The organism is Streptomyces sp. NPDC047028 (assembly GCF_040644095.1).
Taxonomy (GTDB): Bacteria; Actinomycetota; Actinomycetes; order Streptomycetales; family Streptomycetaceae; genus Streptomyces.
In genome coordinates this window covers 70,137-83,451 of sequence record NZ_JBEYVS010000023.1, presented here as the reverse complement: position 1 = coordinate 83,451, position 13,315 = coordinate 70,137, and the positions used below count along the sequence as shown (strand labels likewise).

The following is a 13,315-nucleotide window of genomic DNA, read 5'->3' as shown; positions in this document are numbered from 1 at the left end:
ATGACCTCCTACGCCGACTACGCGACCGGTGACCCGGTCGCCGACACCAAGGCCCCGGCCGGACCGATCCACGAGCGCTGGGACAGGCGCCGCTTCGAGGCCAGGCTCGTCAACCCCACCAACCGGCGCGGCAAGACCGTCATCGTCGTCGGCACCGGACTCGCGGGCGGCTCCGCCGGCGCGACCCTGGCCGAACAGGGCTACCACGTCGTCCAGTTCTGCTACCAGGACTCCCCGCGCCGCGCCCACTCCATCGCCGCGCAAGGAGGCATCAACGCGGCGAAGAACTACCGCAACGACGGCGACTCGGTCCACCGCCTGTTCTACGACACCGTCAAGGGCGGTGACTTCCGCTCCCGCGAGTCCAACGTCCACCGCCTCGCCCAGATCTCGGTGGAGATCATCGACCAGTGCGTGGCCCAGGGCGTCCCGTTCGCCCGCGAGTACGGCGGCCTGCTCGACACGCGTTCCTTCGGCGGCGTCCAGGTGTCCCGCACCTTCTACGCCCGCGGCCAGACAGGCCAGCAGCTCCTCCTCGGCGCCTACCAGGCACTGTCCCGGCAGATCGCGGCCGGCAACGTCGAGATGCACCCGCGCACCGAGATGCTCGACCTGATCACCGTCGACGGCCGGGCCCGCGGCATCGTCGCCCGCGACCTGGTCACCGGGAGGATCGACACCTACTTCGCCGACGCCGTCGTCCTGGCCTCCGGCGGCTACGGCAACGTCTTCTACCTGTCGACCAACGCCATGAACTCCAACGCGACGGCCGTATGGCGGGCGCACCGGCGCGGCGCGTACTTCGCCAACCCCTGCTTCACCCAGATCCACCCCACCTGCATCCCGCGCACCGGCGACCACCAGTCCAAGCTGACCCTGATGAGCGAGTCGCTGCGCAACGATGGCCGCATCTGGGTGCCCAAGGCCAAGGGCGACACCCGCCCTCCCCACCAGATCCCCGAGGACGAGCGCGACTACTACCTGGAGCGCGTCTACCCCTCCTTCGGCAACCTCGTGCCCCGCGACATCGCCTCCCGCGCCGCGAAGAACGTCTGCGACGAGGGCAGGGGAGTGGGCCCCGGCGGCCAGGGCGTCTACCTGGACTTCGCCGACGCCATCCGGCGGATGGGCAGGAAGAAGGTCGAGGAGAAGTACGGCAACCTCTTCGAGATGTACGAGCGGATCACCGCGGAGAACCCCTACGAGGTGCCGATGCGGATCTACCCCGCCGTGCACTACACGATGGGCGGCCTGTGGGTCGACTACGACCTCCAGACCACGATCCCCGGCCTGTTCGCGGTCGGCGAGGCCAACTTCTCCGACCACGGAGCCAACCGCCTCGGCGCCTCCGCCCTCATGCAGGGCCTCGCGGACGGTTACTTCGTCCTGCCGGCCACCATCAACGACTACCTGGCCCGCAACCCGCTCGACGACGACCTGACCGCCGACCACCCGGTCGTCCAGGAGGTGCTGGCCGAGACCGAGGACCGCCTCAATCTGCTCCTCGCCGTCGACGGCGACCGCACCCCCGACTCCTTCCACCGCGAACTCGGCGAACTCATGTGGGAGTTCTGCGGCATGGCCCGCACCGACACCGGGCTGCGCAAGGCACTGGAGCGCATCCCGCAGATCCGCGAGGAGTTCTGGCGGCGCATCAAGGTCCCCGGCAGCGGCGAGGAACTCAACCAGTCCCTGGAGAAGGCCAACCGCATCGTCGACTACCTCGAACTGGCCGAGCTGACCTGCCTCGACGCCCTGCACCGCGCCGAGTCCTGCGGCGGCCACTTCCGCGAGGAGTCCCAGACCCCCGACGGCGAGGCGGCCCGCAAGGACGACGAGTTCGGCTACACGGCCGCCTGGGAGTTCACGGGCGCCGGCGAGGCCCCCACCCTGCACAAGGAAGACCTGGTCTTCGAGTACGTCCACCCCACCCAGCGGAGCTACGCATGAGGCTCACCCTGCGCGTCTGGCGGCAGAAGAACGCCGACGCCGACGGCGCCATGTCCACCTACGACGTGGACGGCATCTCACCCGACATGTCCTTCCTGGAGATGCTGGACGTCCTCAACGAACAGCTCATCCTCGGCGGCGAGGAACCGGTCGCCTTCGACCACGACTGCCGCGAGGGCATCTGCGGCGCGTGCAGCCTCGTCATCAACGGCGACGCGCACGGCCCCGAACGCACCACCACCTGCCAGCTGCACATGCGGTCCTTCCGCGACGGCGACACGATCGACGTCGAACCCTGGCGGGCCTCCGCGTTCCCGGTCATCAAGGACCTCGTCGTCGACCGGTCCGCCTTCGACCGGATCATCCGGGCCGGCGGCTACGTCACCGCCCCGACCGGCTCCGCGCCCGAGGCGCACGCGACGCCGGTGCCGAAGGCGGACGCCGAGTTCGCGTTCGAGCACGCGGAGTGCATCGGGTGCGGGGCGTGTGTGGCCGCGTGTCCCAACGGGGCGGCGATGCTGTTCACTTCGGCGAAGGTGAACCATTTGAACGTGCTGCCTCAGGGGGCGCCGGAGCGGGAGACGCGGGTGCTGGACATGGTGGCCCAGATGGACTCCGAGGGGTTCGGGGGGTGCACCTTGGCCGGCGAGTGCGCCGGCGCTTGTCCCAAGGGGATTCCGCTGATGTCCATCACGAGCATGAACAAGGAGTGGTTGCGGGCTGCCCGGAAGGTGGGGAGGGGGTAGCGCCGGTACGGGGTGCGGGCCCGCTGTGGCTGGTCGCGCAGTTCCCCGCGCCTCCTACGGGGCGCTGCAGTGATCGTTCGTCGTATCTGGCGGACGGGCGGGGTCGGGAGTGGTGCTCATCCCCGGCCCCGTCTGGCTTTCGTACCCCCTCAGGGCATGACACGCGCCAAGTACGGTGCCGTCGCGCTGCCCTTCGTCGCTACGACCTCGGACGGTGGGCCGGACGCGATGACGCGGCCGCCTTGGTCGCCGCCGCCCGGGCCGAGGTCGATGACCCAGTCGGCGTCCGCGGCCACCGTCATGTCGTGCTCGACCACGACGACCGTGTGGCCGGCGTCGACCAGGCCGTGCAGCCTGTCCATCAGGACCTCGACGTCGGCCGGGTGCAGGCCGGTCGTCGGCTCGTCCAGGAGGTAGAGGGTGTGGCCGCGGCGGCCCCGCTGCAGCTCGCTCGCCAGCTTGATGCGTTGCGCCTCGCCGCCGGACAGTTCGGTGGCGGGCTGGCCGAGCCTGAGGTAGCCGAGGCCCACGTCGAGCAGCGCGGCCAGGCTGCGGGCCGCCGCCGGGGTGTCCGCGAAGAACTCCGCCGCGCCCTCCACGGTCAGGTCCAGGACCTCGGCGATGTTCCGTCCCCGGTACGTGACGTCCAGGGTCTCCGGGTTGTAGCGGGCGCCCGCGCAGTCCGGGCACGGCGCGTAGGTGCTCGGCAGGAACAGGAGTTCCACGCTGACGAAGCCCTCGCCCTGGCAGGTCTCGCAGCGGCCGCCCGCGACGTTGAAGGAGAACCGGCCGACGCCGTACCGGTGTTCCCGTGCGTCGTCGGTGGCGGCGAACACCTTGCGTACGACGTCGAACAGGCCGGTGTAGGTGGCCAGGTTGGAGCGCGGGGTGCGGCCGATGGGCCGCTGGTCCACCCGGACCAGCCGGTCCACGCCCGCGAGGTCCTCGGTCAGCGCGCCGAGCAGGGTGGACTTGCCCGAGCCGGACACACCCGTGACCGCCGTGAACGCGCCGAGCGGGAACCCGGCCGTCACCTCCCGCAGGTTGTGCCGGGTCACCGGACCGACCTGGAGCCAGCCGCGCGGCTCACGGACCTCACGGGCCGGTCCCGGCGCCTCGTCGAAGAGGTGGCGTGCCGTCGCCGAGTCCTCGACCGAGGCGAGTTCGGCCAACGGCCCGCTGTAGAGCACCTGTCCGCCGTGCTCGCCCGCGCCCGGTCCGACGTCCACCACCCAGTCGGCGCCGCGCACAACCTCCAGCTGGTGCTCCACCACGAACACCGAGTTCCCGGCCGCCTTGAGCCGGTCCAGCACCGTCAGCAGCGCCTCGGTGTCGGCCGGGTGCAGACCCGCCGAGGGCTCGTCCAGGACGTACACCACACCGAACAGCCCGGAGCGCAACTGCGTGGCCAGCCGCAGCCGTTGTAGCTCGCCCGCCGAGAGCGTGGGGGTCGAGCGGTCGAGGCTCAGATAGCCGAGGCCCAGCTCCACCACCGGCGCGATCCGGGACTTCAGGTCCTCGGTGAGGACACGGGCCGTCTCCGAGTCGCCGTGCAGCAGTCCGGACAGGTCGGTCAGGGGAAGGGCGGCCAGGTCGGCGATGGTCCGGCCGGCGAAGGTGACCGCGAGCGCCTCGGGCCGCAGCCTGCTGCCTTCGCAGGCCGGGCAGGGGGCGGCGGTCAGGAAGCGTTCCGCCTTCGCCCGCAGCGTGGGGGACTTGGTGTCCGAGTAGGTCTTGAGCACATAGCGCCGGGCGCTCATGTACGTGCCCTGGTAGGGGCGTTGGATTCGGTCGGCGTCCCGGAGGGGATGCACGGTGACGACCGGCTGCTCGTCCGTGAACAGGATCCACTCCCGCGCCTCGGCGGGCAGTTCGCGCCAGGGCCGGTCCACGTCGTACCCGAGCGCGTCGAGGATGTCGCGCAGGTTCTTGCCCTGCCAGGCACCCGGCCAGGCCGCGATCGCGCCCTCGCGGATCGACAGGGCGGGGTCGGGGACCAGCAACTCCTCGCTGGTGCGGTGCACTTGGCCGAGACCATGGCACTCGGGGCAGGCTCCGACGGCGGTGTTCGGCGAGAAGGCGTCGGAGTCGAGCCGCTCGGCGCCCGGGGGATAGGTCCCGGCGCGGGAGAACAGCATGCGCAGGGAGTTGGAGAGGTTGGTGACCGTGCCGACGGAGGAGCGCGCGGTGGGGGCCGAGCGGCGCTGCTGCAGCGACACCGCGGGCGGCAGCCCGGTGATCTCGCCGACCTTGGGCGCCCCGACCTGGTGGATCAGCCTGCGCGCGTACGGCGCGACCGACTCGAAGTAGCGTCGCTGGGCCTCGGCATACACGGTGCCGAACGCCAGGGACGACTTCCCCGAGCCGGACACGCCGGTGAACACGGCCAGCACATCCCGGGGGATGTCCACGTCGACGCCCCGGAGATTGTGCTCACGGGCGCCGCGGACGCGGACGTACGGATCGTGGGGGCTGTGCACTACCCGCTACGGCTGCGGAGGCTGGTCCTGGTCCCTCCTGAGCTGCTCATTCAGCTTGTCCTGCGCGGTGTCGACCTGCGAGCTGTACTTACCCTGGGTGCGCTCGTCGAGCATGTCGCCGCTTTTGTCGATGCCCTTGCCGGCCTGGTCTTCGTGGCCCTTGAGCATTTGCTTGAGCTTGTCCATGACGGACATGGCAGCCCTCCTCGTAGCTTGAGGCTTCCCCTCCAGAGTCACCGCCCCGCGCCGGGTTCGCATCTCGAGACGGCGGCGAGCCGCCGATAGGAGTCCAGCAGGGCCGTACGGTCGTAGCTGCTCGTGGTGACGAGGGCTTCGTCCGCGCCCGTCTCCTTCAGCACCGACTCCAATTCGTCCGCGACCTCCTCCTCGGTGCCGGCGACGTGCCCGGCAAGCGCGGCGTCGTACAGGTCGCGCTCCTTCGCGGTCATCGTGCGCCGTTCGATGTCGCCGGCCGGTGCCAGCGGCGGGAACGTGCCGTGCGTGCGCGCGTGTGCCGCCGCCCACGCCTCCGGCACCAGCAGCCGGCGCGCCTCCCGCGAGGTCGCCGCGACCGCGACCGAACCGGAGATCACCACGTACGGCTCCGGAGCCCAGGCGGACGGCCGGAACGCCGAGCGGTAGACGTCGATGCCGCGCAGCATCCGCTCCCGGTCGCGCAGGTCACCGATGACCATCGGCAGCCCCGCGTCGGCGGCGATCCGCGCGCCCTCGCCCATGGCCAGCAGGTACGGCGGCACGCGCAGCCCCTCCGCAGGGCGGGCCCGCACTCCCGTGGGCGAGGTCCCCGCGAACCAGCCGAGCAGCTCGGCGACCTGTGCGGCGAAGTCCTCGGCGTCGTCCTTGTCCCGGCCGAGCGCCTTGCGGACCCCGCCGGTGAAGCCCACCGAGCGGCCGAGGCCCATGTCGATCCGGCCCGGGAACAGCGACTCCAGTACGCCGAACTGCTCGGCGACGACGAGGGGTTGGTGGTTGGGCAGCATGACCCCGCCCGTGCCGACCCGGATCGTGCGGGTGGCGGCGGCCACGGCCGCGGCCAGCACGGTCGGCGCGGACCCGGCCACCCCGGGCACGCCGTGGTGCTCCGAGACCCAGAAGCGGTGGTAGCCGAGCGCCTCCGCCTCCCGGGCCAGCGCGACGGTGTCCCGCAGCGCCTCCGCGGGCGGACGGCCCTCCCGGACGCGGGAGCGGTCCAGGACGGAGAACGGGGTCCGGGCGATCAGTGCACTCACACCACCGTTCAACACTTGGGCGGCCCCAGGATTCCCGCACCCCGCCGTGCCCGGGTGGTTAGGGTGATCGTGTGACCGACAGCCAGCAGCGGCCGCTCGCCGTGTTCGACCTCGACAACACCCTCGCCGACACGGAGCACCGCCAGCACTTCCTGACGGAGCGGCCGCGGAACTGGGACGCGTTCTTCGCCGCCGCGCCGCACGACCCGCCGCTCACCGAGGGCGTCGCCCTCGCGCTCGACAGCTCGCGGGAGTGCGACATCGTGTACCTCACGGGGCGGCCCGAGCGTTGCCGGCGCGACACCCTGGACTGGCTGGCCGCCCACGGGCTGCCCGAGGGGCCGGTCCATATGCGGGGCAACGCAGACCGCAGGCCCGCCCGGCACACCAAGCTGGAGATCCTGCGCCGGCTCGCGCGCGAGCGGGAGATCCGGGTCCTCGTCGACGACGACGCGCTCGTCTGCGACGACGCGGAGGCCGCCGGATTCACCGTCGTACGGGCACGGTGGACCGGCCGGTCCACCGTGCTGGAGGACGCCCAGGAGCGCGAGGGGCGCACCTGACGCCAGGAGCCGGGGCGGGGGCGGCGGGGAGTCAGCCCTCGTCGTCGATGCGGAACCCCACTTTCAGACCCACCTGCCAGTGCTCGATCTGCCCGTTCTCGATCTGGCCCCGGACCTGGGTCACCTCGAACCAGTCCAGGTTGCGCAGGGTCTGGCCGGCACGGTTGATGCCGTTGCGGACGGCCTGGTCGACGCCCTCGTGGGAGGTGCCGACGATCTCGGTGACCCGGTAGGTGTGGTTCGACATTCGGGTTGCTCCTCTCCGCCGTGCGGCGGGGCGGCCGGCCGCGTCGTCCGGACACGCGTGCCGGACGCCGCACGTCCGCCGTGACGGATATGTCACGGCTCACTCCACGGTGCCGTATCCGCGCCCGGTCCGCGAGGCGTCGTCCCGGATCGCCGATCCGCACTTGACCTCCGCATTGGTACATACCAAAATCCAGCCACACCCGTGCGAGCCTCCGGACTCGCCCCCCACGCCGGGCCCCCTTCCCTGTCCGCACCACCCAGACAGAACAGGACCCCTCGTGAGACGTCGTCTGCTCGCGCTCCTCTGTGTCACCGGCTCCCTCGTCAGCGGCTGCGGGCTGCTGCCGGGCGGGCACGACCGGCAGACCGTCACGGTGTGGCTGATGAAGGGCAGCGCCTCCCCGCAGTTCCTCCAGCGCTTCACCGACGACTTCGAACGCGCCCACACCGACCTCCGCCTCGACATCCGCATCCAGGACTGGACCGGCATCGGGGCGAAGGTGCACACGGCGCTGAAGGCCGAGTCCGGGAAGGGCCCGGACGTCATCGAGGTCGGTAACACCCAGGTGTCGCAGTACGTCGACGACGGCCGGCTCACCGACCTGACCCTGGAGTCGATGCGCGACTGGGGCAGCCAGGACTGGCTGCCCGGCCTCGCCGACCCCGGCAAGGACGGCGGCCAGCAGTACGGCATCCCCTGGTACGCGGCCAACCGCGTCGTCATCTACCGCAAGGACCTCTTCGAGCAGGCCGGCATCACCACCCCGCCCAGGACGCGCGCGCAGTGGATGTCCGTCACCGAGAAGCTGAACACGGGCGGCCGGCAGGGCATCTACCTCGCCGGACAGGACTGGTACACCCTGGCCGGGTTCATCTGGGACGAGGGCGGCGACCTCGCCGTGCAGCGCGAGAACCGCTGGCAGGGCACCCTGGGCACCCCGGCCGCGCTGCGCGGGATGGAGTTCTACCGGAAGCTGCAGGCCCTGGGCCGGGGTCCGGCGGACTCCGACGAGGAACACCCGCCGCAGGCCAAGGTGTTCGCCGCGGGCGGCGTCGCGCAGATCATCGGCGTACCCGGGCTCGCCCAGTCCATCGTGCAGCAGAACCCGGATCTGAAGGGCAAGCTCGGTTTCTTCCCGGTCCCGGGCAAGACCGCGGCCCGGCCCGGCACCGTCTTCACCGGCGGCTCCGACCTCGTCGTCCCGCAGAACACCGACACGCCGTACGCGGCGACCGCCGTCGTCGGGGCGCTCACCGGCGCCCGGTGGGACACCGAACTCGCCCGCACCATGAACTACGTGCCCAACAAGCCGTCGCTGGCGGGCAAGGTGGCCGGCGAGCAGGGGGTCGCCGCCATGGCGGCGGGCGCCGCGCACGGCCGGGCGACCCCCAACACACCCGACTGGGCCGCCGTCGAGGCGGACAACCCGATCAAGGGCTACATGACCAAGGTGCTGGGCGGGGCGGACCCGGCGACCGAGGCCCGCCGCGCCTCGCACAAGATCACCGAACTGCTCACTCCGCAGCTGTAGTCGGGGCAGCCCGGGAGGCCGGCCGCCGCCCGCTCACCGCGCCACGCTCAGCGACAGGGCGAAGCGGCCCGCCTCGTCCGTCCACCAGTGGGTCAACTCCATCCCGACCGCGGCGAGTTCTCCGGTGACGCCGTCCTTGCGGAACTTCGCCGACACCTCCGTGCGCAGCTCCTCGCCGGCCGCGAAGTGCACGGCGAGGTCCAGTGCGGGGATCTTCACCGTCTGCGCCGTACGGGAGCGCAGCCGCATCTCGATCCACTCCAGGTCGGCGTCCCACCGGGCCACGTGGTCGAAGGCGCCGGGATCGAAGTCGGCGCCCAGCTCGCGGTCGATCACGGCGAGGACGTTCTTGTTGAACGCGGCCGTCACTCCGGCCGCGTCGTCGTAGGCCCGGACCAGCACTCCCTCGTCCTTGACCAGGTCGGTGCCGAGCAGCAGTCCGTCGCCCGGCGCGAGCAGGGTGCGCACGGTGGCCAGGAACGCGGCCCGTTCGGCGGGCAGCAGGTTTCCGATGGTGCCCCCGAGGAAGGCCACCAGCCGGGGGCCGGGTGTCGCGGGCAGCGCCAGCGGGGCGGTGAAGTCGGCGATCAGGGCGTGCACGTCGAGGTCGGGGCGGTCCGCCACGAGCGCCTGCCCGGCCCGGATGAGCGCGCTCTCGCTGACGTCGACGGGGACGTACGCCCGAAGCCCGGTGAGGGCGTCCAGCAGATAGCGGGTCTTCTCCGAGGACCCGGAGCCGAGTTCGACCAGGGTGCGGGCGCCGCTCGCGGCGGCGATCTCCCCGGACCGGCCGGCGAGGATCTCCCGCTCGGCCCTGGTCGGGTAGTACTCCGGCAGTCCGGTGATCTCGTCGAACAGCTCACTGCCCCGGGCGTCGTAGAACCACTTGGGGGGCAGCGACTTGGGGGTGGCGGTGAGGCCGCGGCGGACGTCGGCGCGCAGGGCGGCGTCGGTGGCGTCCTCGGGGAGGGTGCGGGTGACGTGCAGGGGACTCACGAACAGGGCTCCTTACGGGATGCGGGATGCGGCCTCCGGGTCCTCGACCGTCGCGAGCAGCACACCGGCGCGGGTCGCGGTGAGCAGCGTGCGGTCGGGGACCTCCTGCCAGAGCGGGTTGTCGTCGTACGGCTCGGAGGCGACGACCGTGCGCAGGCCCGGCTCCGTGCGGTACCAGAGGGTGTCGCCCCAGGTGGTGGCGGTGATGGTGGTGCCGTCGGTGAGCAGCAGGTTCAGCCGGGAGCCGGGGCAGGCGGCGGCCAGCCGGGCCACGGTGTCGCCGAGTGCCCGGTCGGGCTCCTCGCCCTGCCGCAGCCGGTGGAGCACCAGCGCCCACACGAACGCGGAGTCGGTGCTCGCCTGCAGCGACAGCAGGTCGGCCGGGGGCAACTCGGACACCAGCGGGGCCGCCGAGTGCGGCCAGCCGGTGAGCGCGCCGTTGTGGCTGAACAGCCACCGCCCGTCCGCGAACGGCGCCGCCGCCGCCTCGGCGTCCGCACCCGCGAGGGTCGCGTCCCGTACGGCGGCGAGCACGGCACCGGAGCGTACGACGCGGGCCAGGTCGGCGAAGGACAGGTCGGCCCAGACCGGTCCGGCCCGCCGGTAGCGGGCCGGCACCGGATCGTCCGGCGCGTACCAGCCCACGCCGAAGCCGTCGGCGTTGACCGTGCCGTACCGCTGCCGCCTCGGCGCCCACGACTGCCGCAGCAGGCTGTGCGGCGGCTCCACGAGCAGCCGCCCCAGCGGTTCCTCGGGCCCCACGAAGGCCAGGTGGCGGCACATCAGACGGCCTCCGAGCGGGCGGTGCGGAACCCGGAGAAGATCTGCCGCCGGACCGGGTAGTCCCAGTTGCGGAAGGTGCCCCGGCAGGCCACCGGGTCCACGGCGAACGAACCGCCGCGCAGCACCTTGTACTCGGGGCCGAAGAACACCTCCGAGTACTCCTTGTACGGGAACGCCGTGAAGCCCGGGTACGGCAGGAAGTCGCTCGCCGTCCACTCCCACACGTCGCCGATCAACTGCCGTACGCCGAGCGGGGACGCACCGGCCGGGTAGCTGCCGGCGGGGGCGGGCCGCAGGTGCCGCTGGCCCAAATTGGCGTGTTCGGGCGCCGGTTCGGCGTCGCCCCACGGGTAGCGCCGCGAGCGACCGGTCGCCGGGTCGTGCCGGGCCGCCTTCTCCCACTCCGCCTCGGTGGGCAGCCGGCGTCCGGCCCAGCGGGCGTAGGCGTCCGCCTCGTACCAGCACACGTGCAGCACGGGCTCCTCGCAAGGGACGACCTCGGTGACCCCGAAGCGGCGCCGCAGCCACTGGCCGCCCTCCCGGAACCAGAACTGCGGGGCGTTCAGGGAGTGCTGCCGGACGTGAGCCCAGCCCTCCGGCGTCCACCAGCGCTCCGTGTCGTAGCCGCCGTCCCCGATGAACGCCTGGTACGCCGCGTTCGTCACCGGGGTCGTGTCGATCCAGAACGGTGCCACGTCCACCGGGTGCGCGGGGCGTTCGTTGTCCAGTGCCCAGGGCTCGGTGGAGGTGCCCATGGTGAACGGGCCGCCGGGGACCAGGACTTCGGCCGGCCCGGTGAACGGTGGGGCCGGTTCCGGGTCGGGCGCGGTCAGGGCCTGCGGGCCCGTGCGGAGCTGATGGGTGATCAGCATGGTCTCGTCGTGCTGCTGTTCGTGCTGGGCGATCATCCCGAAGGCGAAGCCGGCCTCGGTCAGCCGGGTGCCGGTGAAGTCCGCGCCCTCCAGCAGGTCCAGGGCCCGGCCCCGCACCTCGGCCGCGTACCGGCGGGCCTCACCGGGCGGCAGCAGCGGCAGCGAGAGGCGTTCGGCCCGCGGATGCTCGAAGGCGTCGTACAGGCCGTCGATCTCGGGCCGCATCGCCTCCCGGCCGCCGACCGCCCGCAGCAGCCACAGCTCCTCCTGGTTGCCGATGTGCGCGAGGTCCCACACCAGCGGGGACATCAGCGGCGAGTGCTGTGCGGTGAGGTCGGGCTCCTCGACGCACGTGGTGAGCAGGGTGGTGCGGTCGCGGGCGGTGAGCAGCGAGGCGAGCGCCCGCTCGCGCAGGGTCTCGGTGGAGGGCGCATCGGACTCGGTGGCGGGCGTGTCGGTCTCGGGGGCGGTCATGTGCGGATGTCCTTCCTCCCGTGGGCGGCGGCGCCCCCGGTCGAGCGAGGCCCTGTGCGGTCCGGGTCCGGCGCGAGCGGGTCCACCCCGGGCGGTCCCGCCGCGCGCAGGTGGTCCAGCAGGTCGTCGGCCGGGCAGCGGCCCCGCCGGACGTAGCGGTCCGTGTAGGCGGCCACGGCGTCGGTCACCTCGGTGGTGGCGCCGAGCCGGGGCAGCGCCTCCAGCGCCGCCGCGAAGCAGGCGACGGCGGCCTCGTGCAGTTCGGGGTCGGCGAGCCCGTGCCGGGCCGCGTCGATCCACAGCGGGTTGTGAGGTGCGGGACGGTCCCCGGCGCGCTCGGCGAGCGGCTTCACCGTGCGGTGCGCGGTCTCGGCGGCCTCCGGGTCGTCGAACAGCGCCGCCGTCACCGCGAGCGGCACGATCCAGCCGTCGTCGCCCGGCTGCGCGTCGATCATGCGCAGCTCCAGGTGACCGCGCGGCCGGACCGGCGGGAACAGGGTGGTCAGGTGGTAGTCGAGGTCCGCCCGGGTGGGCGGCCGGGGTGCCCCGGAGCGGGTCCACTCCCGGAAGGTCAGCCCCTCGGGCACGTCCCACGGGCCGGCGTCACGGCGGACGCACATCACCGGCGCGTCCAGCGCGTGCCGGGCCCAGGCGGCCCGCGGCTGCGCGTGCGCGGGAGGAGCGCCGGCCCGTCCGGGGCCGATCTCCATCCACAGCAGCTGACGGGTGGACCGCCAGCCGGTCGGTTCCCGGCCGACCAGCGGGGAGTTGGCGAACGCGGCCACCAGGACGGGGCCCAGCTGGTGCGCCAGCCACCAGCGCCGCTCGTGGCCGAGCGGTCCGGGCTCCTCGTACCCGGCGTCCAGGCACACCTGGACGGAGGCCGAGGTGCACATCATGTGCCGGCCGGCGGTCCCGGTCCGGTCGAGGCAGGTCTCCATGGCGTCGTAGCGCGGTTCGCGCAGGAACCGGCGGGGTGTGTGCCAGGGATCGTGGCCGACGCCGACGAGTCCGAGGCCGTCCTCGGCGAGGACCGCGCGGACGGCGTCCAGGTCGGCGGAGACGGTGCCGACGCACTCCATCAGGCTGGCGGCGGGCGGCGAGCTGAGCTCCAGCTGGCCGCCGGGTTCGACGGTGAGGGCCGAACCCAGGCGTACGGTGCGCAGGGCGGCGTAGGCCGCTTCGAGTCGTTCGGGGGTCACCGGGAGCTGCGGCAGCCGCAGCTCGTGGACGAGCCATTCCACTTCCACCCCGAGGGTGCGGGGCGGACCTGTCTTGAAGCAGATGCCCCTGACCAGGGCCTCCACCTCGGCCTCGGTGACGGCGGTGCGGCGCCGCGTACGGCCGTCACCGTCGTTCAGTGAATCGGACATGTCGGGATCCTCCTGAGATTCCACCATGCCACCGGCCCGGCTTTCCG

General features: G+C 72.5%; 12 protein-coding genes. 4 read left to right on the top strand and 8 right to left on the bottom strand.

All coding sequences use genetic code 11. The annotated features are described in order from the left end of the window. Window positions 1-1,950, top strand: a complete 1,950-nt coding sequence (locus tag ABZ854_RS21330) for a fumarate reductase/succinate dehydrogenase flavoprotein subunit (RefSeq protein WP_361213083.1) — start codon at window positions 1-3, stop codon at window positions 1,948-1,950. Beyond that, the gene (locus ABZ854_RS21325) at window positions 1,947-2,696 is read left to right on the top strand and encodes a succinate dehydrogenase/fumarate reductase iron-sulfur subunit (RefSeq protein WP_361213080.1); all 750 of its coding nucleotides are present in this window, start codon (window positions 1,947-1,949) and stop codon (window positions 2,694-2,696) included. The genes ABZ854_RS21330 and ABZ854_RS21325 overlap by 4 nt, the downstream gene beginning before the upstream one ends. Before the next feature lie 149 nt (window positions 2,697-2,845). Here ABZ854_RS21325 and ABZ854_RS21320 read toward each other — a convergent pair whose 3' ends face one another. The 3 genes from ABZ854_RS21320 to ABZ854_RS21310 are packed head-to-tail and all read right to left on the bottom strand — an operon-like array spanning window position 2,846 to window position 6,426. Continuing rightward, a complete protein-coding gene (locus tag ABZ854_RS21320; protein ID WP_361213077.1) occupies window positions 2,846-5,176 on the bottom strand; it encodes an excinuclease ABC subunit UvrA in 2,331 nt (776 codons plus the stop codon). Window positions 5,177-5,182: 6 nt separating this feature from the next. Then, window positions 5,183-5,371: an antitoxin gene (locus ABZ854_RS21315; protein WP_361213074.1), complete on the bottom strand. Its 189-nt coding sequence runs from the start codon at window positions 5,369-5,371 to the stop codon at window positions 5,183-5,185. 38 nt (window positions 5,372-5,409) lie between these two features. After that, the gene (locus ABZ854_RS21310) at window positions 5,410-6,426 is read right to left on the bottom strand and encodes an LLM class flavin-dependent oxidoreductase (RefSeq protein ID WP_361213071.1); all 1,017 of its coding nucleotides are present in this window, start codon (window positions 6,424-6,426) and stop codon (window positions 5,410-5,412) included. Between the two features lie 71 nt (window positions 6,427-6,497). On the opposite strand from ABZ854_RS21310, the gene ABZ854_RS21305 reads away from it, so the two are divergent. Beyond that, window positions 6,498-6,989 (top strand): hypothetical protein, encoded by a 492-nt coding sequence (locus ABZ854_RS21305; RefSeq protein ID WP_361213068.1) that lies wholly within the window; start codon window positions 6,498-6,500, stop codon window positions 6,987-6,989. Window positions 6,990-7,020: 31 nt separating this feature from the next. Here ABZ854_RS21305 and ABZ854_RS21300 read toward each other — a convergent pair whose 3' ends face one another. Further along, the gene (locus ABZ854_RS21300) at window positions 7,021-7,236 is read right to left on the bottom strand and encodes a dodecin (protein WP_129305369.1); all 216 of its coding nucleotides are present in this window, start codon (window positions 7,234-7,236) and stop codon (window positions 7,021-7,023) included. Between the two features lie 280 nt (window positions 7,237-7,516). Between ABZ854_RS21300 and ABZ854_RS21295 the strand changes: the two genes are divergently transcribed. Continuing rightward, the gene (locus ABZ854_RS21295; RefSeq protein ID WP_361213064.1) at window positions 7,517-8,770 is read left to right on the top strand and encodes an extracellular solute-binding protein; all 1,254 of its coding nucleotides are present in this window, start codon (window positions 7,517-7,519) and stop codon (window positions 8,768-8,770) included. A 33-nt stretch (window positions 8,771-8,803) separates the two neighbouring features. On the opposite strand, the gene egtD is transcribed toward ABZ854_RS21295, so the two are convergent. Genes egtD through egtA form a run of 4 tightly spaced genes read right to left on the bottom strand, consistent with a single transcriptional unit; the run spans window position 8,804 to window position 13,268 of the window. Then, window positions 8,804-9,766 carry an L-histidine N(alpha)-methyltransferase gene (egtD, locus tag ABZ854_RS21290; RefSeq protein ID WP_361213061.1) on the bottom strand — a complete coding sequence of 321 codons (963 nt, stop codon included), beginning with the start codon at window positions 9,764-9,766 and terminating at the stop codon, window positions 8,804-8,806. 12 nt (window positions 9,767-9,778) lie between these two features. Further along, complete coding sequence (egtC, locus tag ABZ854_RS21285) at window positions 9,779-10,549, bottom strand: ergothioneine biosynthesis protein EgtC (RefSeq protein WP_361213058.1); 771 nt, start codon at window positions 10,547-10,549, stop codon at window positions 9,779-9,781. After that, a complete protein-coding gene (egtB, locus tag ABZ854_RS21280; RefSeq protein WP_361213055.1) occupies window positions 10,549-11,895 on the bottom strand; it encodes an ergothioneine biosynthesis protein EgtB in 1,347 nt (448 codons plus the stop codon). Before egtB ends, egtC begins: the two co-directional genes overlap by 1 nt. Continuing rightward, window positions 11,892-13,268 carry an ergothioneine biosynthesis glutamate--cysteine ligase EgtA gene (gene egtA / locus ABZ854_RS21275; RefSeq protein WP_361213052.1) on the bottom strand — a complete coding sequence of 459 codons (1,377 nt, stop codon included), beginning with the start codon at window positions 13,266-13,268 and terminating at the stop codon, window positions 11,892-11,894. The genes egtB and egtA overlap by 4 nt, the downstream gene beginning before the upstream one ends. Window positions 13,269-13,315 lie beyond the last annotated feature (47 nt).

Excerpts from the sequence above, each read along its gene's own strand:
- ABZ854_RS21330 (WP_361213083.1), top strand. The coding sequence starts at position 1 with ATGACCTCCTACGCCGACTACGCGACCGGTGACCCGGTCGCCGACACC.
- ABZ854_RS21325 (WP_361213080.1), top strand. The coding sequence starts at position 1,947 with ATGAGGCTCACCCTGCGCGTCTGGCGGCAGAAGAACGCCGACGCCGAC.
- ABZ854_RS21315 (WP_361213074.1), bottom strand. The coding sequence starts at position 5,371 with ATGTCCGTCATGGACAAGCTCAAGCAAATGCTCAAGGGCCACGAAGAC.
- ABZ854_RS21300 (WP_129305369.1), bottom strand. The coding sequence starts at position 7,236 with ATGTCGAACCACACCTACCGGGTCACCGAGATCGTCGGCACCTCCCAC.
- egtC (WP_361213058.1), bottom strand. The coding sequence starts at position 10,549 with ATGTGCCGCCACCTGGCCTTCGTGGGGCCCGAGGAACCGCTGGGGCGG.
- egtB (WP_361213055.1), bottom strand. The coding sequence starts at position 11,895 with ATGACCGCCCCCGAGACCGACACGCCCGCCACCGAGTCCGATGCGCCC.
- egtA (WP_361213052.1), bottom strand. The coding sequence starts at position 13,268 with ATGTCCGATTCACTGAACGACGGTGACGGCCGTACGCGGCGCCGCACC.